The following is a 23,273-nucleotide window of genomic DNA, read 5'->3' on the forward strand; positions in this document are numbered from 1 at the left end:
GCGAGACTGAACGAACCGTATGGTGTGTGTTGAGGCCCTTTGCTTTGGTTACTTTCATTTGGGCTCAAATGAAAGTGACTCGCCCGCCGGGGCGAGACCCGGCAATGCCACGCAGGGCAAAACCTGCCCCCACAGCGCAGCGTTCACTTGATCGTGACCCACCTCCACTCGAGCCAGTTGTCCGCCCGGTGCACGACATCGACATTCGACCGCGCAGCCCACGGAATCACCTGCCGGTGCAGCGGAATGTTCAGCACCTGCTCGTTGTGCTCTCGAAGCGCCGCCTTGATCAGCTGCTCGCGCTTCTTCGGATCCGCTTCCTTGCTCGACGCGGCCGCCAGTTCATCCAGCTTCGCGTCCTTCGTGCCACCGAAGTTCCAGGCCCCCACCCCGCCCTCGCCGCGGCTGCGCAGCACCGGCGTCAGCGTGACCTCGGCGTCGGTGATCGAGCCGCCCCAGCCGAGCATGAACATCGAGGTGTCGAACTTCTGCACCTTCGGGAAATAGGTCGCGCGCGGCATCGCGTTGACGCGGATCTTCACGTTCAGCTTCGCCCACATCGACGCCAGCGTCTGGCAGATTTCCTCGTCGTTGATGTATCGGTTGTTCGGGCAGTCCAGCGTCACCTCGAAGCCCTGCGCATAGCCGGCATCGGCCATCAGCTTCTTCGCACCCTCCAGGTCGAACGGCAGCCGCTTCTCGATCTCCGGGTCGTTGTACGCGCCGAGCGGCGACGACGTGATGCCGCCGGTGGGCACGGCCTGGCCGCGCATCAGCTTGGTCCTGATCGTCTCGATGTCGACCGCCTGGTACAGCGCGCGGCGCACGCGCTGGTCCTTGAAGGGGTTCTTGCCCTTCACGCTGCCGTACAGCAGCTCGTCGCGGCTCTGGTCCATGCCGATGAACACGATACGGTTCTCCGGCCCGTCGATCACCTTCACCTGCGGCGTGTTGCGCAGCCGCGCGACGTCCTGCGGCGCCGGGTCGAGCACGAAGTCGATCTCGCCCGACAACAGCGCCGCGACACGCGTCGGGTCGCTCTTGATCGGCGTGTACACCACCTCCTGCACGTTGCCGTCGAACTTGCCCCACCACGCCGGATTGCGCTTGAAGACGGTCTTCACGTCGGGCGCGCGCGAGACCAGCATGTACGGCCCGGTGCCGTTCGCGTTGAACGACGCGTAGCTTTCTTCCTTGTTCTTGAAGTCCAGCGGCTTCGTGACCTTGTTCTTCTCGCTCCAGGTCTTGCTCATGATCTGCACCAGCGTCGCGTGCTGCAGGAAGATCGGGTTCACCGCCGGCAGGTTGAACTCGACCGTCAGCGCGTCGACCTTCTTCGGCTCGCCGAGCGCGTTCGCGTATGCCTTGATGTCCGACGTGCCCTCGCGGGCGCGCTGCACCGAGAACACCACGTCGTCGGCGGTGAACGGCGTGCCATCGTGGAACTTCACGTTCGGACGCAGCTTGACGCGCCACTGCGTCGGCGCGGTCTGCTGCCACTCGGTCGCCAGCACCGGCTCGATGCCGAGCTGCTTGTCGCGGTTGACCAGCGTCTCGTAGACCTGGCCGTTGATCGCGTTCGTCAGCAGCTCGTTCTGCGAATGCGGGTCCAGGGTCTGGGCGTCGCCCTGCGAGGCCCAGCGCAGCGTCTGGGCATGGGCTGTGCCGCTCAGCGCAAATGCCAGCGTGGTGGCCAGGGACAGCATCGGAATCCAGCGTTTCATGAAACGGATCTCCCGGAAGGTGGATGGCGTGAAGTGCCGCAGTCTACGGCGCAGGTTCGGGCACCCCAAAGAAAAACGCCGCTGGGTTGCAGCGGCGTCTTGCATATCGGGGGAGCTTGCTCAACGGAAGCGCGATTGCGGCACCGTGTGCAGTTCGCTCGGCAACGAGGCCAGGTACTGCGCCAGCGTCTTCAGCTCGGCATGCGAGAACTGCTTGACCTGGCCGACCATGATCGCGTTGCTGCGGCCGATCTGCGGGTTGCCGTTGGTCTGGTACGCCTTCAGCGCGACGAACAGGTAGTCGGCATGCTGGCCGGCGAGCTTCGGGTAGCTGCCGTCGATCGGCTTGCTGAAGTTCTCGCCGTGGCACGACACGCAGTTGCCCTTCTTCAGCAGCTCGGCGACCTGCGGCGCGGCCTCGGCCTTGTCGGCCAGCTTCGGCTGTTCCTTCGGGAGCTGTTCGTAGAAGGCGGCGAGGTCGGCCATGTCCTGGTCGGACAGCGGCGCCGCGATCGCACGCATCGTCGGGTGCTTGCGCTCGCCCTTCTTGTACTCGCCGAGGGCAGCGACAACGTACTTGGCGCCCTGGCCCGCGATCATCGGCACCTTGTGCACTTCGGGGAAGCTCGCCTGGTAGCCGGGGATGCCGTGGCAGCCGATGCACATCGCGGCCTTCTTCTCGCCGGCCTTGGCATCGCCGGGCTTCGCATCTTGCGCCGCCGCGGTGCCGGCCAGCACCAGGGATGCAGCGATCGCCGGGATCAGTTTCGTCAGATTCTTCGTCAGACTCATCAGGGAAACCAGCTTTGTCATGGCAGCTTTTTTGAAGTTGGCGAGGGCTTGTCTTCGAACCGCGGGCGATTATAGGGCCCGCCTTATACTGGCCCGCACCCCTTCCAACCCTGCGCCGCATGAAGTTCAAAGGCTCTGACAACTACGTTGCGACCGACGACCTGATGCTCGCCGTCAATGCCGCCGCCACGCTGAAGCGGCCGCTGCTGATCAAGGGCGAGCCCGGCACCGGCAAGACGATGCTGGCCGAGGAGGTCGCGCAATCGCTGGGCATGCCGCTGCTGCAGTGGCACATCAAGAGCACGACGAAGGCGCAGCAGGGTTTGTACGAATACGACGCGGTGAGTCGCCTGCGCGACAGCCAGCTCGCCGACGTCGACGGTGGTGCGCGGGTGCACGACATCCACAACTACATCGTCAAGGGCGTGCTGTGGCAGGCCTTCACCGCCGAGCAGCCGGTGGTGCTGCTGATCGACGAGGTCGACAAGGCCGACATCGAGTTCCCGAACGACCTGCTGCGCGAGATCGACCGGATGGAGTTCTACGTCTACGAGACGCGCGAGCTGGTCCGGGCGAAGCACCGGCCGCTGGTGTTCATCACGTCGAACAACGAGAAGGAACTGCCCGACGCCTTCCTGCGCCGCTGCTTCTTCCACTACATCCGCTTCCCCGACGCCGACACGATGAAGCGCATCGTCGAGGTGCACTTCCCGTCGCTGAAGAAGGAGCTGCTGGCCGCCGCGCTGCGCAACTTCTACGAGGTGCGCAACCTGCCGGGCCTGAAGAAGAAGCCGAGCACCAGCGAGCTGCTCGACTGGCTGAAGCTGCTGGTGGCCGAGGACATCCCGCTCGAGGTGCTGCAGAGCAAGGACGACAAGGTGAGCCTGCCGCCGCTGGTGGGCGCGCTGCTGAAGAACGAACAGGACGTGTCGCTGTTCGAGAAGCTCGTCTTCATGCAGAAGCACAACCGATGACGCTGGCCGAGGGACCCCTCCGGCCGGCCCGCGCGCGTTGAGTTCGACACCTCCGCGCGATCCCGTTTTTCCACGAACGCCGCTCACGAGGCGGCCCCAGACATGGCCCGACACCGCACCCTGAGCATCGATGACCTGTGGGCGCTGCAGCGCGTCGGCGGACTGGCCTTGTCGCCCGACGGCGCGCAGGCGGTCTGTTCGGTCGGCAGCTACTCGATGGAGGACAACAAGGGCACGTCGGCCCTGTGGCTGCTGTCGACCTTCGGCGGCGAGCCGCGCCGGCTGACGCAGGCCGGCGAGAAGGACGGCCAGCCGGCGTGGTCGCCGACCGGCGAGCGCATCGCGTTCATCGCGCGCCGCGAGCAGCAGGGCAAGAAGGACGACACGCCGCAGCTGTACGTGATCGCGCCCGATGGCGGCGAGGCGCGCCGCGTCAGCGATTTCGCGCCGGGCGTCGATGCCTTCAAGTGGTTCCCCGACGGCAGGCGCATCGCGTTCGTCTCGTGGGTGTGGCCCGATGCGCGCGGCAGCGCGGCGCAGGCCAAGCGCCACCAGGCCTTCAAGGACCGCAAGGAAACCGCCTACGTGACGAGCGAGGCGCAGTACCGCTACTGGGACCGCAACCTGCCGATGGACCGCGTGGCGCACGTGCTGGTGCTCGATGTCGAGAGCGGCCGGGTGCGCGACCTGTTCGAAGGCAGCGACTACGAGCTGCAGCGCGGCGACCCCGACGCGCATTCGTTCGACATCTCGCCCGACGGCCGCCACATCGCGTTCGCGTTCGACCCGGCGCCCGAGAAGCGGCTGGACCATTGCAAGTCGCTGGCCGAGGTGGCGGTGCGCAGCGGCCGCATCGAGGTGATCGCGCAGGACAAGGCCTGGGATTTCGAGGCCCCGCGCTACAGCCCCGACGGCAAGCGCATCGCGTTCCTCGCGAGCCACCAGGGCAAGCGCCACACGATGCCCAACCATGCGGCGGTGCTGCAGCGCGGCGTCGACGCACCGGTGAAGCAGCAGGTGCTGAGCGCGGCGTGGGACCATGCGGTGAACGCGCCGATCCGCTGGTCGGCCGACGGCGACGCCCTCTTCTTCACCGCCGAAGACCAGGGCCGCTGCCACCTGTGGCGCTTCGACGTCGCGACCCGCAGTGCCGCGGTGGCGGCGCAGGGCGGCTGGGTGCAGGGCTTCGACGTGGCCGGCGACGTGGTCGTGACCGCCGCCGACGCGATGGACCACCCGGCGCGGGTGCACGTGCACCGTGCGGGCGAAGAAGCACCGCAGCGCCTCGAGCACTTCAACGACGACCTGCTGAAGCCGATTCGGCTGGGCAAGCATGAAGACGTGCGGCTGAAGGGTGCGCAGGGCGACGAGATCCAGGCCTGGGTGATCTACCCGCCGGGATTCGATCCGAAGAAGAAGTACCCGCTGCTGCACAGCATCCATGGCGGCCCGCACGCGGCGGCCGGCGACACCTTCCACTACCGCTGGAACACGCATGTGTTCGCGGCGCAGGGCTACGTGGTCGTCTGCGTGAACTACCACGGCTCGAGCGGCTTCGGCTACGGCTTCCTCGACAGCATCACGCACCGCTGGGGCGAGCTGGAGCTGCAGGACGTCGAGGCCACGACCGACCTGATGCTGAAGGCGCCGTACATCGACCGCGGCCGCGTCTTCGCGACCGGCGGCAGCTACGGCGGCTACATGGTGGCGTGGATGAACGGCCACGTGAAGCCGGGGCGCTACCAGGCCTATGTGTGCCACGCGGGCTGCTTCGACTGGACCGCGATGTTCAGCGACGACGCCTACACCTGGCATGCGAAGGAGCTGGGGGCCTGGTACTGGGACGACCCCGCCAAGGTCAGCTCGCAGAGCCCGCATGCGTTCGCGAAGAACATGAAGACGCCGACGCTGGTGATCCACGGGGCGCTCGACTTCCGGGTGCCCGACCAGCAGGGGCTGGCCTACTACAACACGCTGAAGGCGCGGGGCGTCGACTCGCGCCTCGTCTGGTTCCCGGACGAGAACCACTGGATCCTGAAGCCGCGCAACAGCAAGCTCTGGTATTCGGAGTTCTTCGGGTGGCTCTCGTCGCACGACAAGAAGTAGGTCCTTGCCGTCACCTCAGGAGATTCGAAATGTCCCAGGTGACGGCAAAGCGCGGATCCTCCCAGCCCGGCACGCCAGGCCGCTGCGCCGTCCCGAGATCGAACGACAGCCGCCGCGGCACCAGCCACCAGCGCGCCCCCACCCGGTTGACCTCGGTCTCGCTCGCCGACGGCCCGGTGCCGACCCATTCGGCATAGAGCGTCCCGCTGCGCAGCGGCTGCCACACGCTCGACAACGTGGCGCGGTTGCGCGGCACGCCGGCCACGTCGCGCCCCAGGTTCATCTGCAAGGCCCAGCTGTCGGCCAGCCGCACCTGCGCACCGGCCGCGACGATCGCCTGCTCGGTGCGCAAGCCCGGTTCGGTCTCGGTGCGCCGGCCCGCCCAGCTCATCCGCACCGAGGTCTTCAGGCCACTGCCCAGCGTTTCGGTGGTGCTGGTCTCGACCCGCGAGCGCAGCTGGCTCGGCCCCACGTCGGTGGGGTTCGCGCGCGGGGTCTCGATCTTCCAGTCGATGTTGTCGCCGCCGCACCGCTTCGCCAGCAAGGCCTCGCGGTCGGCCACGCCGGCGTCGGCGAACGGCGCGACACGGCACGGCACCGGCGGCGCGGCCGATGCGGCAGCGGCACCGCCCGCCATCAGGATCGTCATCAGGGTGCGCTTGCGCGCCGGAAACTTCATGTCACAAGGCCAGGCAAGGATGTCGGCCCGGACATGATGCGCGAAGCCTCCGTAGGACAACCGGAATGCCGCACCGCAACAATGGGGTATGCGCACGCGGACGGTGCGCGCGGACGAAGTCACAATACGAGGTACTGCCCGCGGCTCTGCCGTTCCAGCCCGCCATGCTGACCAACTTCTTCTTCACCCTGCGCGCCGCCAAGCTGAAGGTCTCCGTCAAGGAATACCTGACGCTGCTCGAAGCGCTGCAGGCCGGCGTGATCGACGGCGACGACGAGGACGGCACCGGCCCCACCATCGACAGGTTCTACCTGCTCGCCCGCACCACGCTCGTCAAGGACGAAGCCAACTTCGACAAGTTCGACCGCGCCTTCGCCGCGTACTTCAAGGGCGTCGAGCTGCTCACCGACTTCACGCAGGACATCCCGCTCGACTGGCTGCAGAAGAAGTTCGAACTCGAGCTCAGCCCCGAGGACAAGGCCGCCATCGAGAAGATGGGCTGGGACGAGCTGATGGAAACCTTGAAGAAGCGCTTCGAGGAACAGAAGGAACGCCACGAGGGCGGCAACCGCATGATCGGCACCGGCGGCACCAGCCCGTTCGGCGCCTTCGGCTACAACCCGCAAGGCGTGCGCATCGGGCAGGACAAGAGCCGCAACAAGAGCGCCGTGAAGGTCTGGGACCAGCGCCAGTTCAAGGACTACGACGACTCGCTCGAACTCGGCACTCGCAACATCAAGGTCGCGCTGCGCCGGCTGCGCCGCTTCGCCCGCGAAGGCTCCGACGAAGAGCTCGACCTCGACGACACCATCCGCTCGACCGCCGCCAACGCCGGCTACCTCGACATCAAGATGGTCCCCGAGCGCCACAACAAGGTGAAGGTGCTGCTGCTGATGGACGTCGGCGGCACGATGGACGAACACATCCACCGCGTCGAAGAGGTGTTCAGCGCCGCCAAGGCCGAGTTCAAGCACCTGGAGTTCTACTACTTCCACAACTGCGTCTACGACTTCATGTGGAAGAACAACCGCCGCCGCTACAGCGAGAAGTTCCCGACCTGGGACCTGATCCGCAAGTACAACAAGGACTACAAGCTGATCTTCGTCGGCGACGCGACGATGAGCCCCTACGAGATCCTGCAGCCCGGCGGCAGCGTCGAATACAACAACGAGGAAGCCGGCGCCGAATGGCTGCAGCGCCTCACGCATGCCTTCCCGAAATTCGCATGGATCAACCCCGAACCGCAAGGCGTCTGGGGCTACCGCCAGAGCATCTCGATCGTCGCCCAGCTGATGAACCAGCGCATGTTCCCGCTCACGCTGCAGGGCCTGGAAGGGGCCATGCGGCTGCTGAGCAAATGAGGTGGCTCGCGCTGTCCCTGTTGGCGATCTCCTTGTCGGGCTGTGCGATCTTCAAGCCCGAAGGCGCTGACGCGAAGACGCCCGAATCCGCGGCCGCACCGGCAGGCGCCGCGTCCGCGCCGGCCTTCGCCGCCTACCGGCTCGAGGTCGACGCCCCCGACGACCTGAAGAAGCTGCTCGCCACCTACCTCGACCTCGGCCGCTTCCAGTCGTCGACGCAGGAAGGCATCACCCGCGCCGAGCTCGACCGCCTTGCCGCGGCCGCGCCGGCCCAGGCCAGGACGCTCGTCGAGACCGAAGGCTACTTCAACGCCGAGGCCACCGTCGAGCGCAGCGAGACCGCCGAAGGCCTGCCGGTCATCAAGCTGGTGCTGCAGGCCGGCCCGCGCACCCGCGTCGACCACTGGGACCTGCAGATCGAAGGCGAGCTGAAGAAGGGCCTCGATTCGAAGGACCCCGCCGCGCGCGAAACCCTCGACCGACTCGAAGACCAATGGCCGCTGAAGCTCGGCCGCCCGTTCCGCCAGGCCCTGTGGAGCGAAGCGAAGAACGAGACGGCGGCCCGGCTGCGCGCCGACGGCTACCCGGCCGCGCAATGGAAGAGCACCGAGGCGCGCGTCGACGCGTCGACGCAGAAGGCCAGCATCACCGCGGTGCTCGACAGCGGCCCGCTGTTCCACCTCGGCGAGATCCGCATCGAAGGCCTGCAGCGCTACGACGAAGGCGCGATCCGCAACCTCGCCGACTTCGGGCCCGGCACGCCCTACACCGAGAAGCGCATCCTCGATTTCCAGGAGCGCCTGGGCAAGCTCGGGCTGTTCGAAGGCGTCTCGGTCGAGATCGATCCCGACGAGAGCAAGGCCGCCGCGACGCCGGTCACCGTGCGGGTGCGCGAACAGACGCTGCAGCAGGCCACCTTCGGCATCGGCTACAGCGACAACACCGGCGGCCGCATCACCCTCGAGCACCGGCACCGCCGGCCGTTCGGCTTCAACGCGCAACTGCACAACAAGCTCGAGCTCGGCCGCGACCTGCGCTCGTGGGACGCCGACCTCACCTCCAACCCGACCGACGGCCAGTACCGCAACCTGATCGCCACCAGCGTGTCGCGGCTCGATTCGGCCGGCGCGATCACGCTGAACTCGCGCGTGCGGGTCGGCCGCTCGCTCGACACCGAGCACATCGAGCGGCTGATCTTCGTCGAGGTGCTCGATTCCAAGCTGACCAACGACGACGTCGAGCAGGACAGCCGCGCGGTTTCGCAGAACTACAACTGGGTCTGGCGCGACGTCGACAGCATCCTGCTGCCCACCAAGGGCCTGACCGCCTCGATCCAGGCGGCCGGCGGCTATGCGGTGAACAACTTCGCCAGCAACGGCCCGTTCGGCCGCGCCTACGGTCGCCTGACCGGCTACTGGCCGTTCGGCAAGCAGTGGTACGGGCTGGCGCGCGTCGAGACCGGCGGCGTGTTCGCGAAACCCGACGTCGGCATCCCGGATGCGCTGCTGTTCCGCGCCGGCGGCGACGATTCGGTGCGCGGCTACTCGTACCGGTCGCTCGGGGTGATCAAGGACGGCGAGGTCTACGGCGGCCGCTTCCTGCTGACCAGCAGCGTCGAGATCGCGCGCCCGATCTCGCCGCGCATGCCCTCGCTGTGGTGGGCGGTGTTCGCCGACGGCGGCAACGCGTCCGACACCTGGGGCCATGTGAATTCGGTCTACGGCTACGGTGTCGGCCTGCGCTGGCGCAGCCCGGTCGGGCCGCTGCGCATCGACTATGCGCACGGGCAGGCGGTCGATCAGAACCGCCTGCACCTGAGCGTCGGCATCGCCTTCTGACGAGTCCATGAGCGACGACACCGACGCCACGCCCGCCCCCGCCACGCCGCTGCGCCGACGCCGCTGGTGGGTCGCGCTGCTGGTTGTCGGCTTCGTGCTGCTGGTCGCGCTGCCGGCTGCGCTGGTCGGCACCGCGCTGTGGGCCGCCGGCAGCGACAGCGGCACGGCCTGGCTGCTCGGCAACGTCGTGCGCTCGCTGCCGCTGCTGCAGGTCAGCGAGCCGCGCGGATCGCTGGTCGGCGATTTCAGCGCGAAGCAGGTCGTCGTGGTGCTCGGCGAACACGACCGCATCGTGATCGACGCGCTGCGCTGGCGCGGGCTGTCGCTGTCGTTCACGCCCTACCCGCGCAGCTGGGCCGCGGTGCATGCCGATGCGGTGTCGGCCGACCGCGTCACGGTGCAGATCGGCCCGAGCGACAAGCCGTCGTCGGGGCTGCCGACCTCGCTGCGCTCGCCGGTCGAGCTGTATGTCGACAAGCTGACGGTCGGCACGCTGCTGGTGCCGGGCCTGGAAACGCATCCGCTGCGCGACATCGCCGCCAAGGTGGCGCTCGGTGCCGAGCGCGGCGGGCTGCACCGCGTCAGCGACGCCTCGCTGCGGCTCGATGCGCTGAAGATCACCGGCCATGCGCAGATCGGCACCGACGGCGACCTGCCGCTCGAGCTGCAGCTCGACGGCGTGCAGGGCAGCGGCAGCGATGCCGCGCTGCCGCCGCTGCCGGCGTGGGCGAAGACGCTCAGCAACGACTGGCGCGCGAACCTGTCGGCCAAGGGACCGCTCGCACGCTTCAGTGCCCAGGCCGTGCTGCGCGCGCAGGGTCAGTCGCTCGACGCCACCGCCGTCGTCGCGCCGGCCGACCCCTGGCCGCTGCCGCAGGTCGATGCCAGCACACAGGCGCTCGACCTGTCGGCGCTGCTGACGAACGCGCCGGTCACCGCGCTGAGCGGCAGCATCGCGATCGCGCCGACCGATGCGCAGGCCGGCAAGGGCGGCCTCGCCGCGCGCGGCACGCTTCGCAACGACAAGCCCGGCCGCTGGGACGAACAACGGCTGCCGTTGCGCCAGCTCAGCGTCGACCTGCGCGGCCGCGCCGACCGGCCGCGGCAGTTCGAGCTCGTCGCCTTCGAGGCCCAGCTGGCCGGCAGCGTCAAGCCGGCCGGCAGCGTCAGCGGCAGCGGCCGGGTCGACGGCGGCAACTTCGAGCTGAACGCGACGCTCGACAAGGTGGCGCCTTCGGAGCTCGACCCGAACCTGCCGGCGATGACGATCGGTGGGCCGGTCAGCCTGTCCGGCCAGACCCACCCGCCGCTGCCCGACGGCAGCGCGCGGCCGCCGAGCTTCAAGGCGCTGGTCGACCTGAAGGGCCAGCTGCTGCAGCCGGCGCGCGCGGTGCAGCTGAAGGTCGATGCGCAAGGCGACGAGCAGCGCATCGAACTGCGCGAACTGCGCGCCAGCGCCGGCGCCGCGCAGGCCACGCTGAGCGGCAGCGCGGAGCGCGGCACGGAGCAATGGCAGGGCAAGGCCAAGGGTGCGCTGGTCGACTTCGACCCTGCGGCCTGGTTCCCCGGCCCGCCCGAATCGAGCTGGCACCTCGGGCCGCACCGGTTGAACGTGAAGGGCGAGCTGGCGCTGACGGTGCCCGACAGCGTGATCGCGCCGGCCCCGCGCGGCGCGACGCTGCTCGACCGGCTGGCCGGGCTGCGCGGCGACCTGAGCGCGGTGATCGGCGACAGCGTGCTGGCCGGCGTGCCGCTGAGCGGCGACATCGCGCTGCACCACCCGAGCGCCGGCGCGCCGTTCGCCGCAACCGTGAAGCTCGACGCCGGCGGCAATGCGCTGAACGCCGAAGGCGCGCTCGCCACCGATGCACGGGGTGCGGCCGACCACTGGCATGTCGACGCCCGCGCGCCGGTGCTGGCGCGTCTGCAGCCGCTGCTGAAGCTGCTGCCGGGCGCGCAGGCGTCGGGCCTGCTCGAAGGCCTGAACGGCAGCTTCACCGGCGAGGCGGAGCTGAGCGGCCGCTGGCCCGACGTGAAGACGCAGGGCAAGGCCACGGTCGCGAAGCTGCGCGCCGGCGCGCTGGCGGTCGGCCAGGCCGAGCTGCGCTGGCAGGCCGGCACCAGCGCCGACGCGCCGCTGGAACTCGCCGCCGACATCGCCCAGGGCGCCTGGCGCGGCCAGGGCCTCGACAGCAGCAGGCTGCAGTTGCAGGGCACGGTCCGCGCGCACACGCTGAACTGGCGCACCGAGCTGAAGGCCCTGCCACCGGCCTGGGTCGACAACGTGCAGCCGCCGCCGGCCGCGCGCGCGGCCAGCGCGCCGCCCGCGGCCGCCTCGGCTGCTTCCACTGCATCTGCCGCCTCGGCTGCGTCCGCTGCGTCTGCCGCCTCCGCCCCCACCGGCCGCACGCTGGTGCTGCTGACCGCGCGCGGCGGCCTGAGCGGCGCGCCGTTCGACGGCTCGTCGCTGCGGCCGGCCGCCGGCAAGCCACCGACCCCGCTGAACTGGAAGGGCACGCTGCAGCAGGCCGAGGTGCGCAGCAGCCAGCCCGGCAGCACGCCCTGGGTGCTGGCGCAGAACGTCGACGTCGAGGTGCAGGCCGGCGACGCGCCATGGGCCAGCGTGTCGGCCGGTCGAGCCGACATCCTCGGCGCCGGGCTGCGATGGGATGCGATCCGCTGGCAGGCCGGCCAGGGCGTGCAGACGCAGCAGCTCGACGTGCAGGCCGAGCTGCAGCCGGTCGCGATCGCCCCGCTGCTGCGCCGGCTGCAGCCGGATTTCGGCTGGGGTGGCGACCTGCAGATCGGCGGCAGGATCGTCGTGCACCAGGCCGCCGAGTTCAGCGCCGACATCGTGCTCGAACGGGTGCGCGGCGACCTGTCGGTGACCGACGAGACGGGCACGCAGCCGCTCGGCCTGACCGACCTGCGGCTCGGCCTGAGCGCGCAGGACGGCGTCTGGAACTTCACGCAGGGCCTGGCCGGCAACCAGCTCGGCGTGGCCGCCGGCGCGATCGTCGTGCGCACGTCGCCGAAGCGCGCCTGGCCCGAGCCCGACGCGCCGGTGCAGGGCGTGCTCGAGGCCCAGGTCGCGAACCTCGGCACCTGGGGCTCGTGGGTGCCGACCGGCTGGCGCCTGGGCGGCAAGCTCGGCACCACCGCCACCATCGGCGGGCGCTTCGGCGCGATCGAGTACACCGGCCACATGAAGGGCTCCGACCTGTCGGCGCGCAACATCCTGCAGGGCGTCAACGTGACCGACGGCGAGGTCGACATCGCGCTGCAGGGCGACAACGCGAAGATCAACACCTTCCAGGCGCGTGCCGGCAACGGCACCGTCAAGCTGACCGGCAATGCCGAGTTCGGCGAGAAGCCGCATGCGCAGATGACGCTGGTGGCCGAGCGCTTCCAGCTGCTGGGCCGGGTCGACCGGCGCATCGTCACCACCGGCCGCGCGCAGGTCGACCTCGACCGCGACAACCTGAAGGTCGACGGCAGCTTCAAGGTCGACGAAGGGCTGTTCGATTTCAGCCTGGCAAACGCGCCCAGCCTGTCGGGCGACGTGCTGGTGGTCAACCGCACGGCCACCATCGAGGCCGCCGGGCCGGGCGCCGCGCCGAGCAACCGCAACGTCGCGGTCGACCTGACGGTGAACCTCGGCGACGCGCTGCGGCTGCGCGGGCGCGGCATCGACACCCGGCTCGAAGGCGAGCTGAAGTTGACCACGCCGGGCGGCAAGCTGGCGCTGAACGGCAGCGTGCGCGCGGTCGACGGCACCTACAACGCCTACGGCCAGAAGCTGACGATCGACCGCGGCATCATCACCTTCAACGGCACGCCGGAGAACCCGCGGCTCGACATCGAGGCGACCCGGCTGAACCTGGACGTGCGGGTCGGCGTCGCGATCACCGGCACCGCGTTGACCCCGCGCGTGCGGTTGTTCTCCGAGCCGGACCTGTCCGAGATCGACAAGCTGTCGTGGATGCTGCTCGGCCGCGCGAGCGACGGGCTGGGCAAGGCCGACACCGCATTGCTGCAGCGCGCAGCACTCGCGTTGCTGGCCGGCGAAGGCGGCGGCGCCGACCCGCTGAAGGTGCTGGGCATCGACGACCTGTCGGTGTCGCAGAACACGAACAGCGCGACCGACGTGCGCGAGACGGTGGTGTCGCTCGGCAAGCAGCTGTCGCGGCGCTGGTACGTCGGCTACGAACGCAGCCTGAACGCGACCACCGGCAACTGGCAGCTGATCTACCGCATCGCCCAGCGCTTCACGCTGCGCGCGCAGTCGGGGCTCGACAACTCGCTGGACTTCATCTGGACGCTGCGCTGGCAGTGAGCCTGGCGCAGCCATCGACGGCCAGCCTGGCAGCAATTGCGGCATGGCCGTGAACTTGCAAGGTGAGCCCGTGTCACGACGCTGACACGCCGGCGCGTCAACCTGCGCGGCTTTGTCGACCGCCCCTTTGCGGGCGGTTTGCTTGTCGAAGTTGCGGACGGAAGTTCCGTGAACAGGGAGAACTTGCATGTCGAATTCCAGATGGCACGCTTCATGGACGTCCGGCGTCATCGTCGGCCTGCTCGCCGCACTGTCGGCCTGCGGCGGCGGTGGCGGTGACGACTCGCCGCCCCCCGGCGGCGGCAACCCGCCCGTCACCACGCTGCCCGACTGCCCGGCCGCGCCGAACACGCTGCGCGACATCACCGCGGTGCAAGGCCCCGGCGCGCTGAGCCCGTTCGACGGCCAGGCCGTCACGGTGCGCGGCGTCGTCACCGCCGACTTCCAGGGCGATGCGCAGCTGAAGGGCTTCTTCATCCAGCAGCCGGTCGCCGATGCCGACCCGAAGACCTCCGAAGGCCTGTTCGTCTTCGCGCCCGGCGGCGCCGACGTGAAGCTAGGCGACTACGTGCAGGCGAGCGGCACCGTCAGCGAATTCAAGAGCGGCACCACCGATCCCGAGCGGCTGACCGAACTGGCCACCGTGACGGCGATCAGCACCTGCGGCGCCGGCCCGGCCATCGCCGCGCGCGAGGTCACGCTGCCGCTTGCGAGCGCCACCGACCTCGAAGCGGTCGAGGGCATGCTGGTCGAGTTCAAGCAGACGCTGACGGTGTCCGAGGTCTACAACCTCGGCCGCTACGGCGAGCTGGTGCTGTCCACCGGCGGCCGGCTGTTCCAGGCCAACAACCACCCCGGCACCGCGACGCGCGACGAAGTGAACGCCGCCAACGCGCTCGCGAAGATCGTGCTGGACGACGGCGCCGGCATTCAGAACCCGACGCCGATCCCGTACCTGTCGGCCGCCGACAGCACCGGCACGCGCCGCGTCGGCGACACCGTGGCCGGCGTGCGCGGCGTGGTCACCTGGACGGCCGATGCGTTCCACGTCCACCCGGTCGCCGCCCCCGCCTTCACGGCCGCCAACCCGCGCCCCGCGGCGCCCGCGGCCGTTGGCGGCACGTTGCGCGCCGGCAGCCTGAACGTGCTGAACTACTTCACGACGCTCGGCCAGCGCGGCGCCAACACCGCGGAAGAACTGACCCGCCAGCGCGCGAAGCTGGTCGAGACGATCGTCGGGCTGAACGCCGATGCGCTCGGGCTGATGGAGATCGAGAACAACGGCACCGCCGCGCTCGCCGACCTGGTCGGCGCGGTCAATGCGAAGCTCGGCGCCAACACCTATGCGTGGATCGACGCCGGCAAGCCGGGCACCGATGCGATCACCGTCGCGATGATCTACAAGCCGGCCCGCGTGACGCCGATCGGCAACGCGGTGGTGCCGACCGATCCGGACTTCGCGGTCGACGGCGGCCTGCGCCCGCCGGTCGCGCAGCGTTTCGCCGCGGTCGACAACCACGGCGGCTTCTGGCTGGTGGTCAACCACCTGAAGAGCAAGGGTTCGTGCCCGACCTCGGTGGACGACCTGGATGCCGACAAGGGCCAGGGTTGCTGGAACGTCTCGCGCTTCCGCCAGGCGCTGGCGCTGCAGAAGTGGGTCAACGGCCTGATCGACGCCTCGGGCGAGACCGACGTGCTGATGGTCGGCGACTTCAACTCGTACCTGAGCGAGGACCCGGTCAAGAGCCTGGAGGGCGGCGGCTTCGAGGCGCTGCTGAAGCGGCTGCCGGAAGACGCCCGCTACAGCTATGTGTTCAACGGCGAATCGGGCGCGCTCGACCATGCCTTCGCGAGCGAGACGCTGGGTGCGCAGGTGAACGGCATCGCCGTGTGGCACGTCAACGCCGATGAGCCGCTGGTGCTCGACTACAACACCGAGTTCAAGACCGACGACCGCTATGCCGTCACCCCGTACCGCTCGTCGGACCACGACCCGGTGCTGGTCGGCCTGACGCTCGCGGCCGACGCGCCGGCGATCGTGCCGGCACTCGCCGCCACGCTGCCAAGCAGCGCGGTGGCGGGCACCGCCGTCAGCATCACCGGCATCGCGGCGACCAACGGCACGGCCTTGTCGGTCGCCTGGGGCGACGGCACGACCGAGACCCCGGCGGTCGGCGTGACGACACTGGCCCACACCTATGCCGCGGCCGGCAGCTACGCGCTGAAGCTGGTGCTGAGCGACGCGGGCGGGCAGACGGCCGAACGCAGCGGCACGGTCGTGGTCAGCGCCGCGCCGAGCACCGGCGACACGCCGGAGCTGTTCTTCAGCGAGTACGTCGAAGGCAGCAGCAACAACAAGGCGGTGGAGATCTACAACCCGACGTCCGGCACGGTGGACCTGACTGCCTACACGGTGCGGCTGTACGCGAACGGTGCGGCCGCGCCGACCAGTTCGCTGGCGCTGACCGGCACGCTGGAGTCGGGCAAGACGCTGCTGCTGATCAACACCGCGTTCACGACCAGCGCCACGCTGCCGGGTGCAGTGAAGCATGGGGTCGCCAACTTCAACGGCGACGACGCGGTGACGCTGGAGAAGTCGGGCACGGTGATCGATGCGTTCGGCCAGGTCGGCTTCGACCCGGGCACCGCATGGACCGGCGGCAGCTTGTCAACGCTGGACCGCACGCTGCGCCGCAAGCCGGGCATCGTGCACGGCAGCGTGCCGGCCGCGGCGCCGGCAGTGTGGGACCCGAGCGGCGAGTGGGCCGGCTTCCCGATCGACACCTTCGACGGGCTCAGGAGCCACGCCGCGCGGTGAGTGAGCCGGGCGGTGATGTTGGCAGTGAGGTCTGCAATCGAGGGGTCGGTAACGGCAGATGTGCTGCAACAACTGCGACAACGCTGAAACATCGCTGATACCGGGCGCGGGCATCCTTGCGGGCTTCATCAACAGGGAGCCTCGACATGCAAACCTCCAACGACCTCACCCGCCGCTTCATCGCCATCGCCGCCGGATCCGGCGTGCTCGCCCTCGTGCTGTGCCTGACGCCGATGCTCGGCACCAACGCCCCCGACGCCGGCGCCTTCACCGCGTCGGGCGGCCTGGTCGCCGACACCGCTCCCGCGGCACCGGCGGACGATGCCGGCATCTACGCCGGCCCGACGGCCAACGAGTCCGCCGCGACGACGCAGTGATCCTCAGGTGACCGTCACTTCGCGACCGGCGTGTACACCTTCGGCTGTGCCGGCTTGCCCATGCCGGCCCCGAGGAAGAAGCTGGGGTTCGGCGGCTGGTTGTAGGCCGAGTTCTGGTTCGCGATCGCCGAGCGGTACTGGGTGTCGTGCATCAGCGTGCGCAGCCGCTCGGTGCTCGGGATCGTCGTCGTGAAGATCATCAGCTCGGTGTTGTCGGCATTGCGCCAGATCACCTCTTCGCGCCAGTCGCCGAACAGGTCGGCCGACAGGTTGGGCGTCGCCTTCGTCGTGTTGTTCGACGCGGCGTTGTAGTTCGACGCCGTCAGCAGGCGGTCGAGCTTCTCGGTCGCCGGGTTCCACTTGTCGATGGTCGTGCCGTCGAGCAGTTCGCGCAGCAGGTCGCCGTCCCACCAGACGCCGAAGTTGACGCGCGCCGGGCGGCGCACCGAGATCGACTCGCCCTTCGCGCTGGTCAGGCCGCCCACCGTGGCCCAACTTTCGGCGCCGGGGTAGCGCGCATCGACGTCCATCGCGACGCCGCGTCCCACGTCGACACCGCCGCCCGGCAGGCTCCACAGGATCTTGCCGGTGGCCGCGTCGTGCATCTCGACGCCGTGCGCGCCGTAGTGGCCCGGCTCCTCGTGGACCATCATCACCTCCTTGCCAGGGCGCGTCGGGTCGAAGTCGCCGACGTGCAGCGCATCGCCGTGGCCGAGGCCGGTCGAGTACAGGCCCTTGCCGCTCGAATCGATCGCGGCGGCGCCGAACACGATGTCGTCCTTGCCGTCGCCATTCACGTCGGCGATCACCAGGCTGTGCGCGCCCTGCCCCCGGTACGCCGAGTTGCCGGCGGTGTTGGAGTCGAAGGTCCAGCGCGACGCGAGCTTGCCGTCGCGCCAGTCCCAGGCCGCGATCACCGCGCGGGTGTAGTAGCCGCGGCTCATCACCAGGCTCGGCCGCTGGCCGTCGAGGTACGCCACGCCGGCCAGGAAACGGTCGACGCGGTTGCCGTAGCTGTCGCCCCAGCTCGACACCGTGCCGCGCGCCGGCAGGTAGGCGGTGGTCGCCATCGCCTTGCCGGTCAGGCCGTTGAAGACCGTCAGGTACTCGGGGCCGCTCAGGATGTAGCCGGTGCTGTTGCGGTGGTCCGCGGTGGCGCTGCCGATCACGGCACCGGTGCCGTCGATCGTGCCGTCGCCGGTCTTCATCGCGAGCTCGGCGCGGCCGTCGCCGTCGAGGTCGTAGACGATGAACTGCGTGTAGTGCGCACCGGCGCGGATGTTGCGCCCGAGGTCGATGCGCCACAGCCGCGTGCCGTCGAGCTTGTAGGCGTCGACGAACACGTTGCCGGTGTAGCCGGACTGGGAGTTGTCCTTCGAGTTGGACGGATCCCACTTGACGATCAGCTCGTAGTCGCCGTCGCCGTCGACATCGCCGACGCTGACGTCGTTCGGGCTGTAGTCGTAGGCGACGCCGTCGGGCGTGGTGCCGCCGGCCGGGCGCTGCAGCTTGACCGTCAAGTACTGCTGCGGCCAGGTCGCGGTGGCGCTGCTGTGCGCCTGCTCGACACCGTTGACGATGGCGGCCACGCTGTACGTCGCGCTGGCGCTGCCGCCGGCATCGACGTAGTTGGTGCTGGTGGCGATCGGGCTGGCGTTCAGCTTCGCGCCGTTGCGGTAGAGGTTGTAGGCGACGCTGTCCGCCTCGGTGCCCAGCATGCGCCAGCTGACGAAGACGCCGTTGCCGGTGGCGACCGCGACGACGCCGCGGTCGAGCCGCTCGACCTGGCGTGAGCCGGCGACCGGGCCGGTGGACGGCGCAGGGGCCGGTGCCGGCGCGGGCACCGGTGCGGGAGCAGGCGCCGGGGTTGGAGCGGGCGCGGGTGCCGGGGACGGCGCAGGCGTGGGTGCCGGCGCGGCCGCCGAGGTCGCGCAGAAGCCGACCGACTCATTCGTCGCCTTGCCCGCCAGCGACTTGTTCCATTCGACCCCGCTCACGGCGAGGCTCGAACCGGTCTGCTTCCACACCCCGTTCCAGAGGTTGCCGACCTGCCCCGGCACCGTCAGCGTGCCGCTCCATTGCACGGCCTCGCTGTTCGGGTTGGTGACGCGCAGCGTCGCGCAGTAGCCCGAGCCCCACTGGTTGTTGACCACGTAGGTCAAGGTCACCGGGCTCGCGGCCTGAACGGCGGGCGCACACAGCCCGGCGATGGCCATGCAGATGGCCAGCTTCTCGAAACGGATCATGTTCACGGCCGCCAGGTCAGCGTCGTCTTCGTGTTGACGTCGGTGGCCGAACCCACGTTGGACGTCGCATCGACGAAGCCCGAGCGGTTGCCCGCACTGAGGTTCAGCCCGTTGCCGCGGTACTCCACGTCGCCATGCAGGTTCAGGCTGCCCGACGCRCCCTGGTTCGSCTCGAAGAAGCCGAGCGGGTAGAACGTGGTGCGCACCTGCGCCGAGCCCGACACCGAGAAGCTGTTGTTGCCCCACGGGCTGCCGGTCACGCCGATCACGCTGAGCCCGCCGACCGTGCCGCCGGWGACCGAGCCGTTCGCAATGATGGCCTGGTCTTCGATGCGCGCGGTGCCGGTGGCACTGCCGCCCGGCAGGATSGTGGCGTAMGGCCCGACGTACACGCTCGCCGCGGTGCTGGTGGGCGCGCAGCCGCCGCCGTTGGCGTGGCGCAGCGTGCCCGACGGRCAGGCATCGCGCTGCCCGTTCTGGAAGCCCTGCGGCCAGGCATTCGCCAGCTCGACCATGTACGGGTAGCGCCAGATGCTTTCATAGGCCTGGTCCCACACCACCGTCTTGAACACCGACGGCGTTGCGCTCACCACCATGAACAGCGGCTCGCCCCTCGAAGAAGCCGAGCGGGTAGAACGTGGTGCGCACCTGCGCCGAGCCCGACACCGAGAAGCTGTTGTTGCCCCACGGGCTGCCGGTCACGCCGATCACGCTGAGCCCGCCGACCGTGCCGCCGGWGACCGAGCCGTTCGCAATGATGGCCTGGTCTTCGATGCGCGCGGTGCCGGTGGCACTGCCGCCCGGCAGGATCGTGGCGTAAGGCCCGACGTACACGCTCGCCGCGGTGCTGGTGGGCGCGCAGCCGCCGCCGTTGGCGTGGCGCAGCGTGCCCGACGGACAGGCATCGCGCTGCCCGTTCTGGAAGCCCTGCGGCCAGGCATTCGCGAGCTCGATCATGTACGGGTAGCGCCAGATGCTTTCATAGGCCTGGTCCCACACCACCGTCTTGAACACCGACGGCGTTGCGCTCACCACCATGAACAGCGGCTCGCCGGCGTTCACCTTGAACGTCAGGTCGGCGTCCAGCCCCTTCTGCAGCGCGCTGTAGCGGNNCGTCGCCCCGTTGGTCGGGTACAGCCGCACGACGTTGTAGCCGAAGCGCTGCGGTGCGCCGTAGAACGGCGACGCGAAGCGGCGGTTGCTCGCCCAGTTGCTGTCCAGCGCCTCCAGCGGCATCAGCCGGTGCATGCGCTCTGCCTTGTCGRTCAGCGTGATGTTGCCGTAGGTGCTGCGGAAGGTGTCGGGCGTGGCCTTGTAGTCCCACACCACGTTGTGCAWCGCCCAGTCGCCGATGAAGTCGTTGAGCTGCGGCAGCGTCCAGCCGCGCGACTTCTGGATGTTGGTCAGCGGGTCGGCACCGCTGGTGGTCCAGAYCTGCGTGACCGCGCCGGGGCCGTACTTGTCCTTCAGGAACTCCATGAACTGCCAGTTGCAATASCGGTCGCGCGTGGAGCCCAGGTACAGGTGCGGCGCGTTCGGCAGCATCTCSGAGCAGTGCGCGTTGCYYTGGTATTCCGGCAGCTGGTGCGGCGTGAAGTTSGCGTGGCTCTCGAACAGCCAGCCGCAGGTGTTCGACTGGTAGCACTCGAGGCCGCCGTTGTTGCCGGCCCACGACTGCCAGCCGTGCGTGAACTCGTGCGTCAGGCCCCAGTGGTCCTTCAGCGCGGCCGGGGCGATCCACATGCCCAGGTGCAGCCCGCGCTGGTTGTCGACCCACGCRCCGCCGGTCAGGCCCCAGTCGGAATGGATGTGRATCGCCGGCTTGATCTTGTCCGTCTTGTTGAAGAACGGCTCGGGCATCAACAGGTTCGAGTTGAACAGGTTCTCCCAGACGGTGTTCTCCAGCGTGTTGGCCGCGAGCGTCAGGTCGGCGTCNTTGTTGAAGAACGGCTCGGGCATCAACAGGTTCGAGTTGAACAGGTTCTCCCAGACGGTGTTCTCCAGCGTGTTGGCCGCGAGCGTCAGGTCGGCGTCSGAGATCGCTTCGTCGGAATAGAACGCGAAGTGGGCCGACTCCTTGACGAGCYTGAAGCTGGCCTGGTCGGGGTTCGGGCCGCCGGCGCGCCAGGTGCCCGGCGTGACGGTGGGCTTCTCGGTGGAGTTGGCAGCGGCCCAGGTGGTCAGCGTGCTGCCTTGGTCGACCGTGGGCGCTGGCGCTGGCGCTGGCGCTGGCGCTGGCGCTGGCGCTGGCGCTGGTGCAGGTGCAGGTGCAGGTGCAGGTGCAGGTGCAGGTGCAGGTGCAGGTGCAGGTGCAGGTGCAGGTGCAGGTGCAGGTGCAGGTGCAGGCGCGGGGGTCGGCGCTGGCGCTGGCGCGGGAGCAGGCGTCGGCGCGGGCGCAGGGGCCGGCGCAGGGGTCGGTGCGGGTGCGGGTGCGGGGCTCGGTGCTGGCGCTGGTGCAGGCGCTGGCGCTGGCGACGGAGCTGGCGCGGGCGCAGGAGCCGGTGCCGTTCCGACCGGCGCAGACGCCCCATCGTTCGACGATCCGCCGCAGGCGGTCAGGCACAAGGACATCAGCAGGCTGCTGATGCCATGCGAACGGAGGGATCCCTTTTTCATTCTGTTCTTTCGCGCTGTCGAGTCGTGCCGGAAGGCCGGGCGATTCTGAGTTGCGCTTTCGGCCCAGTGTTGACCGGCGAATGACGGAGATGCGCCCGTGTGCAACCAAACGTCAGGCCCCCGGCGGGCACCGATCTCTCACGCGCGCAGCGGCCAGCGCCGGGCCATCGCGGCATACAACGCGATCCCCACCACCAGCGCCGCCGCCGCGGCCGCCAGCGCCTGCTGGAAGCCCTGCGCCGGCGTCGCGCTGTGGTGCAGCAGCAGCGCGACCATCGGCGGCCCGGCGATCTGGCCGACGCCATAGGCCGCGGTCAGCAGGCCGGTGAAGCTGTCGCCCGCGGCCGGCCACACCCGCCGCGCCTCTTGCAGCGCATAGAAGGTGATCGCGGTGAACGGCACGCCCAGCAGCACGCTGCCCAGCGCAAACCCCGCGGCCCCCGGCCAGAACAGCCCCAGCGCGATCGCCGAGGCCTGCACCGCGTAGCAGCCGCCCAGCAGCCAACGGCGATCCCAGTGCGCCGGCGTGCGCGTCGACAGCACGGCACCGGCGGTGACGCCGGCCCCGAACATCGGCCAGAACAGGTCGGGCCACGCGGAGCCGGCCGGCAGCACGCCGCGCGCGATCACCGGCAGGAAGGTCGCGGTGACGATGTAGCCCAGGCCCGCCAGGCCGTAGGCCGCCGTCAGCAACGCCCGCTCGGCGCGCGGTGGCGCGGCCTGCACCGCACCAGCCTGCGTAGCGCCGCTGCGCGGCGCGACGGCGCCCTGCACCACCGGCCACACCAGCGCGCACAGCACGGTGGCCAGCAGCCCGAACACCGCCCAGCCGGCGGCGGCCCGCCCGTCCAGCGCCACCATCGCGCTGGCCGACAGCCCGCTCAGCGTGATGCCCAGCCCCGGCCCGCAGAAGATCAGGCCCCCCATCGCCGGCCGGCCCAGCGCCACCAGCCGCCCCATGCACCAGCCTGACACGTTGACGAAGACCAACGCGCTCGCGACGCCGGCCACCAGCCGCAGCGCGGGCCACGCGGCGCTGAAGGGCAACGCCATGCCGAGCGCCAGCAGCGCGGTGGCGACCAGCCCGCTGCGCGCGAGCGCCGCGGCGCCCGGCACCCGAGCGCCGCGCCGGGCCAGCCACGGCAGCGCCATGCAGGCCAGCGCGCCGAGCAGGTAGCCGATGTAGTTGGCAGTGGCCAGCCAGCTGCCGCGGGCCAGGTCGACCACGCCGTCGTGCAGCATCATCGGCAGCAGCGGGGTGAAGGCGAAGCGGCCGATGCCCATCGCCGACGCGAGCGCCGCCATGCCGGCCAGCGCCACCACCATCGGTCGATCGCGCAGCGCGGTGGAACCCGCGGGGGAAGAAGAAGACAACTCGTGGGCCATGCGGTGCCGCCGGGACGGGC

General features: G+C 69.7%; 15 protein-coding genes and 1 pseudogene. 8 read left to right on the top strand and 8 right to left on the bottom strand.

All coding sequences use genetic code 11. The features are described from left to right. Positions 1 to 143 precede the first annotated feature (143 nt). Both ASC98_RS08410 and ASC98_RS08415 read right to left on the bottom strand, forming a co-directional pair. A complete protein-coding gene (locus ASC98_RS08410) occupies positions 144 to 1,724 on the bottom strand; it encodes an ABC transporter substrate-binding protein (RefSeq protein ID WP_056808071.1) in 1,581 nt (526 codons plus the stop codon). A gap of 120 nt (positions 1,725 to 1,844) precedes the next feature. Next, positions 1,845 to 2,510: a cytochrome c gene (locus tag ASC98_RS08415; protein WP_056808116.1), complete on the bottom strand. Its 666-nt coding sequence runs from the start codon at positions 2,508 to 2,510 to the stop codon at positions 1,845 to 1,847. 125 nt (positions 2,511 to 2,635) lie between these two features. Between ASC98_RS08415 and ASC98_RS08420 the strand changes: the two genes are divergently transcribed. Continuing rightward, positions 2,636 to 3,490, top strand: coding sequence for a MoxR family ATPase (locus tag ASC98_RS08420; protein WP_056808073.1), 855 nt, complete (start codon positions 2,636 to 2,638; stop codon positions 3,488 to 3,490). Between the two features lie 102 nt (positions 3,491 to 3,592). Continuing rightward, on the top strand, positions 3,593 to 5,596 hold the full coding sequence (locus tag ASC98_RS08425) for a S9 family peptidase (RefSeq protein ID WP_056808074.1): 2,004 nt from the start codon (positions 3,593 to 3,595) through the stop codon (positions 5,594 to 5,596). Positions 5,597 to 5,606: 10 nt separating this feature from the next. Here the strand turns inward: ASC98_RS08425 and ASC98_RS08430 are convergent, their stop codons facing one another. Further along, positions 5,607 to 6,275, bottom strand: a complete 669-nt coding sequence (locus ASC98_RS08430; protein ID WP_056808076.1) for a hypothetical protein — start codon at positions 6,273 to 6,275, stop codon at positions 5,607 to 5,609. A gap of 164 nt (positions 6,276 to 6,439) precedes the next feature. Between ASC98_RS08430 and ASC98_RS08435 the strand changes: the two genes are divergently transcribed. From ASC98_RS08435 to ASC98_RS08455, 5 genes are all read left to right on the top strand, one after another. Further along, positions 6,440 to 7,636, top strand: a complete 1,197-nt coding sequence (locus ASC98_RS08435) for a VWA domain-containing protein (RefSeq protein WP_056808078.1) — start codon at positions 6,440 to 6,442, stop codon at positions 7,634 to 7,636. A 20-nt stretch (positions 7,637 to 7,656) separates the two neighbouring features. Next, positions 7,657 to 9,474 (top strand): autotransporter assembly complex family protein, encoded by a 1,818-nt coding sequence (locus ASC98_RS08440; RefSeq protein WP_056819855.1) that lies wholly within the window; start codon positions 7,657 to 7,659, stop codon positions 9,472 to 9,474. A gap of 7 nt (positions 9,475 to 9,481) precedes the next feature. Next, positions 9,482 to 13,810 (top strand): translocation/assembly module TamB domain-containing protein, encoded by a 4,329-nt coding sequence (locus tag ASC98_RS08445; protein ID WP_056808082.1) that lies wholly within the window; start codon positions 9,482 to 9,484, stop codon positions 13,808 to 13,810. Positions 13,811 to 13,997: 187 nt separating this feature from the next. After that, entirely contained in the window at positions 13,998 to 16,628 is a 2,631-nt protein-coding gene (locus ASC98_RS08450; protein ID WP_056819857.1) for an ExeM/NucH family extracellular endonuclease, read from the top strand. A gap of 146 nt (positions 16,629 to 16,774) precedes the next feature. Then, complete coding sequence (locus ASC98_RS08455) at positions 16,775 to 17,005, top strand: hypothetical protein (protein WP_056808087.1); 231 nt, start codon at positions 16,775 to 16,777, stop codon at positions 17,003 to 17,005. Between the two features lie 14 nt (positions 17,006 to 17,019). Here ASC98_RS08455 and ASC98_RS08460 read toward each other — a convergent pair whose 3' ends face one another. The 4 genes and pseudogenes from ASC98_RS08460 to ASC98_RS32315 form a co-directional block, all read right to left on the bottom strand. After that, positions 17,020 to 19,251, bottom strand: coding sequence for a cellulose binding domain-containing protein (locus tag ASC98_RS08460; RefSeq protein WP_082542341.1), 2,232 nt, complete (start codon positions 19,249 to 19,251; stop codon positions 17,020 to 17,022). Between the two features lie 2 nt (positions 19,252 to 19,253). Beyond that, complete coding sequence (locus ASC98_RS08465) at positions 19,254 to 19,847, bottom strand: hypothetical protein (RefSeq protein WP_056819861.1); 594 nt, start codon at positions 19,845 to 19,847, stop codon at positions 19,254 to 19,256. Beyond that, on the bottom strand, positions 19,789 to 20,362 hold a 574-nt coding region (locus tag ASC98_RS32310; protein WP_369821160.1), incomplete at its 5' end, for a DUF6055 domain-containing protein. The genes ASC98_RS08465 and ASC98_RS32310, both read right to left, overlap by 59 nt. A gap of 2 nt (positions 20,363 to 20,364) precedes the next feature. Next, a pseudogene (locus ASC98_RS32315) lies at positions 20,365 to 21,177 on the bottom strand (DUF6055 domain-containing protein); the annotation flags it as partial. Positions 21,178 to 21,506: 329 nt separating this feature from the next. Between ASC98_RS32315 and ASC98_RS31045 the strand changes: the two are divergent. Continuing rightward, positions 21,507 to 21,836 (top strand): hypothetical protein, encoded by a 330-nt coding sequence (locus tag ASC98_RS31045; protein ID WP_056812426.1) that lies wholly within the window; start codon positions 21,507 to 21,509, stop codon positions 21,834 to 21,836. Positions 21,837 to 22,005: 169 nt separating this feature from the next. On the opposite strand, the gene ASC98_RS08480 is transcribed toward ASC98_RS31045, so the two are convergent. Then, on the bottom strand, positions 22,006 to 23,253 hold the full coding sequence (locus tag ASC98_RS08480) for a YbfB/YjiJ family MFS transporter (RefSeq protein WP_056812429.1): 1,248 nt from the start codon (positions 23,251 to 23,253) through the stop codon (positions 22,006 to 22,008). Between the last annotated feature and the right edge of the window lie 20 nt (positions 23,254 to 23,273).

Origin of the sequence: Rhizobacter sp. Root1238, assembly GCF_001425825.1 — a bacterium.
In the GTDB taxonomy this organism is placed as follows: Bacteria; Pseudomonadota; Gammaproteobacteria; order Burkholderiales; family Burkholderiaceae_C; genus Rhizobacter.

Bases quoted from the DNA above. Each gene is read 5' to 3' on its own strand.
- ASC98_RS08420 (WP_056808073.1), top strand. From the start codon at position 2,636: ATGAAGTTCAAAGGCTCTGACAACTACGTTGCGACCGACGACCTGATG.
- ASC98_RS08435 (WP_056808078.1), top strand. From the start codon at position 6,440: ATGCTGACCAACTTCTTCTTCACCCTGCGCGCCGCCAAGCTGAAGGTC.
- ASC98_RS08445 (WP_056808082.1), top strand. From the start codon at position 9,482: ATGAGCGACGACACCGACGCCACGCCCGCCCCCGCCACGCCGCTGCGC.
- ASC98_RS08410 (WP_056808071.1), bottom strand. From the start codon at position 1,724: ATGAAACGCTGGATTCCGATGCTGTCCCTGGCCACCACGCTGGCATTT.
- ASC98_RS08450 (WP_056819857.1), top strand. From the start codon at position 13,998: ATGTCGAATTCCAGATGGCACGCTTCATGGACGTCCGGCGTCATCGTC.
- ASC98_RS08455 (WP_056808087.1), top strand. From the start codon at position 16,775: ATGCAAACCTCCAACGACCTCACCCGCCGCTTCATCGCCATCGCCGCC.
- ASC98_RS08425 (WP_056808074.1), top strand. From the start codon at position 3,593: ATGGCCCGACACCGCACCCTGAGCATCGATGACCTGTGGGCGCTGCAG.
- ASC98_RS08460 (WP_082542341.1), bottom strand. From the start codon at position 19,251: ATGATCCGTTTCGAGAAGCTGGCCATCTGCATGGCCATCGCCGGGCTG.
- ASC98_RS08430 (WP_056808076.1), bottom strand. From the start codon at position 6,275: ATGAAGTTTCCGGCGCGCAAGCGCACCCTGATGACGATCCTGATGGCG.
- ASC98_RS08480 (WP_056812429.1), bottom strand. From the start codon at position 23,253: ATGGCCCACGAGTTGTCTTCTTCTTCCCCCGCGGGTTCCACCGCGCTG.